This window comes from Bacillus sp. 196mf, from assembly GCF_003217275.1.
GTDB classification, from domain to species: domain Bacteria; phylum Bacillota; class Bacilli; order Bacillales; family Bacillaceae_G; genus Bacillus_A; species Bacillus_A thuringiensis_S.
This window is the reverse complement of record NZ_QJTG01000086.1, coordinates 1-2,787: the sequence shown is the minus strand read 5'-3', so window position 1 is coordinate 2,787 and position 2,787 is coordinate 1. Positions and strand designations below refer to the sequence as shown.

Sequence of the window (2,787 nt, the reverse complement as noted above, 5' to 3'; positions counted from 1 at the left end):
TATTTCAATGAAGATGGGACGAAGCATGTAGGAGAAGGTTGGAAAGAAATTGATGGCAAGAAATATTATTTCAATGAAGATGGTACACCATATACTGGTTGGAAAAAAATAAAGGGAAATGAATATTATTTTAACGGTAAAGAAGGTATGCAGACTGGTTGGAAAGAGATAGAAGGAAAATGGTATTACTTTGATGAAGGTGGCACCACACCAACAGAAGAGGAACGAAAAGGTATCAAGCAAACAGGTGGATGGAAAGAGATAAAAAACGAATGGTATTATTTTGAAGAAAATGGTGTCATGAAAACTGGTTGGTTAAAGAAGGACAATAAGGAATATTATTTTGACAGCGATGGAAAAATGGTGAGAAATGGGAAAAAAGGGATGGTCGCAGATAATATATTGGGTTGGAATACGCATTACTTCGATGAAGAGGGAGTATGGTACCTGAGTGACTGGTAGGTTAGAAAAGAAATAGAATTTTGGTAAAAAGGTAGCATGAAAACGGGGTAGCAGAATGCATTTGGTTGGGATCTACATTACTTTAAAGAGAAAGAAGGCCTATTTGATTGATCCGATTGAAAAAGAACGATACAGGGTACGGAATGGAACCGGTAGAGAAGAAATGTAGTAGGATGCCCTAGATAAACCTAATAAACAGGAAATGTTTCTTCTGTTCAAGGAACGTTTATGAAAAAGATAACCAAATAAGAAACCTAGTATACGAGACAACGACTCTGTTAGATACGTATCTCGTATACTAGCAATATATAAAAAGGAAGGTATAGGAACATGAAACAGAAAAAAGCAACGATTTTATTAACCGCAGGATTAATTTTAGCGCCAGTGGCGGCATCGCCATTTGCATCTCTTGCGCCATTTGAGAAAACGGTAGAAGCGGCACCGAATGATGCCTCGAAGAAGAATCAGAAGAAAAAACCTGTGAAAAAGCAACCTAGTGATCTATCGGCTTTTGCACAGCAATTTGAAGAGAAAGTTTATAAAAAATCCAATAAAAATGTAAACTCTAAAGCATTTGCTACAATCGAAAAAATTACAGAATCTACTTTGAATAAAAATTTGCATAAAAATAAAGGGAAGATACTAAATAAGAAAGAATTCGTAGAAGTAGAAAGAATAGATCAGGAAATTGAAAAACATGGAATTATCTTGTCTGAAGATTTAGAAATAGAGCAGTATATAAAAGTACCTGAGACTAATATCTCAAAGATTCCAGGTACGGTAAATGAAGTATATAACTTCTCAATAGGAGAGACGCAAGGACAGATTACAAATAAAAGTAATGTCAAGGTGAAGCTGAAGGTCCCGCAGGGCGAAAAAGTATTACTTTTGAAAAACGGTCAAATTCTCATGAAACGTGGTCAAACAATTGAGTTCTTACCAGAAAACGTAGTGGAGGAAAAAATAGATGGGCGAACTGTAAGAGTAGTAAAAGGGCATATACTTAAGCCTTTTGAGGCTTTAACAAAATATTATACGGGAAAATGGTCACAGGGGCTTACTGAAGAACAAAAAGAGTCTATATACCAATATACAGAGACAGAGGAAGATAACAAAGAATCTGGTTATAAAAACATCAATGGAACTTTAAGAGGTACTGTAAAGCTTGATAATCCCGAGAAGGTTAACAAAAATATCAATAATATCAAATCGGCATTGGAACAAGCTTATCTTCCCCAAAAATTAACTGTGCATAGATTCGTAGAGGAGGAAGCAATAGGAGAAAAACTGGGATTTCTAAAGTCTGCGTTTGCTTTCTTTGAACAGAAAGACGAGTTAGAATCCTATGGTAACTTTATTCAAAAATCGATAGGTCTTGTGGAACAAAAGATAAATCAGACGTTTGTAGATCCAGCATTTACTAGTACCACTCTGCGTAAAGAAAATGTATTTTTAGATGGGGTTACAAAAAAGGACCATTTACAAAAATATGCAAGACCTATTCGTTTCGATATAACCCTTTATCCCGGAGCTCATGCAGCATTATTGACAGGTGGAATTACAGATTTACCAAAAGAGGAAGAAGTTTTAGTACAAGCTGGGAGTACTTATAAGATTACGGGCGCATCCACTGAGATTGTAAAAATTAATCTTGATGGACCGGATGAACCAGAGAACAAAATGCCTATCTTGGTCATCAAAATGGATTTATTAAACACACCATTAGAGGGAAAGTAAAATAGGGTTCTATTGTAACGAGTTTATCCTCTTGAAATTTCAAAATAAGTTACGAAATATACACGAATTCGCATGAAAAATTCGATACTTTAAGCAATTTTTCTAATTTACAACAAAATCATATAAATCTGAATGGTTTCGATTCCTTTAATTGTAAACGAGTTACATTTCGCTGAAGGTATGATATAGAAGGAACTCTGGTAAAAGAGTTCCTATTGATAAGAGAAAGTATCAGATGTCTGATACTTATAGTGTGAACATAAGGGATTTTTTTATACACAAGATGTAGCAAAGCAGCTAGCGAACGCTAACTGCTCAGTAGTAGAAGAGAAAACCCAAGAAGTTTTCACATAGCTTTGTATCAAATTGTAGGCGATTCAAAGCTTATGAATAGTATGAATCAATTTTAGCGTTCTATACGGAAGAAAAAAACACGTTAATACAATGGCTCAAGTAACAGACTTCGTATCATAGACACAGCTTGTTTCGTTTAAGATATAGGGAGTCCTCCCTGCCATTTAACAAACAGCATATCTGGTATATTCCAAGATCAGATGTTTAAAAAATTGAAAAAATAGGTCTCGAAGA

At 35.0% G+C, this 2,787-nt stretch carries 1 protein-coding gene and 1 pseudogene; both read left to right on the top strand.

Going from position 1 to position 2,787, the window contains the following annotated elements:
* Positions 1-462 (top strand): annotated as a pseudogene (locus tag ATL10_RS30515) (hypothetical protein); the annotation flags it as partial.
* A gap of 330 nt (positions 463-792) precedes the next feature.
* The gene (locus tag ATL10_RS30510; protein ID WP_110498354.1) at positions 793-2,199 is read left to right on the top strand and encodes an ADP-ribosyltransferase; all 1,407 of its coding nucleotides are present in this window, start codon (positions 793-795) and stop codon (positions 2,197-2,199) included.
* The last annotated feature ends 588 nt before the right edge of the window (positions 2,200-2,787 follow it).

Coding starts and splice junctions, on each gene's coding strand:
- ATL10_RS30510 (WP_110498354.1), top strand. CDS start 793: ATGAAACAGAAAAAAGCAACGATTTTATTAACCGCAGGATTAATTTTA.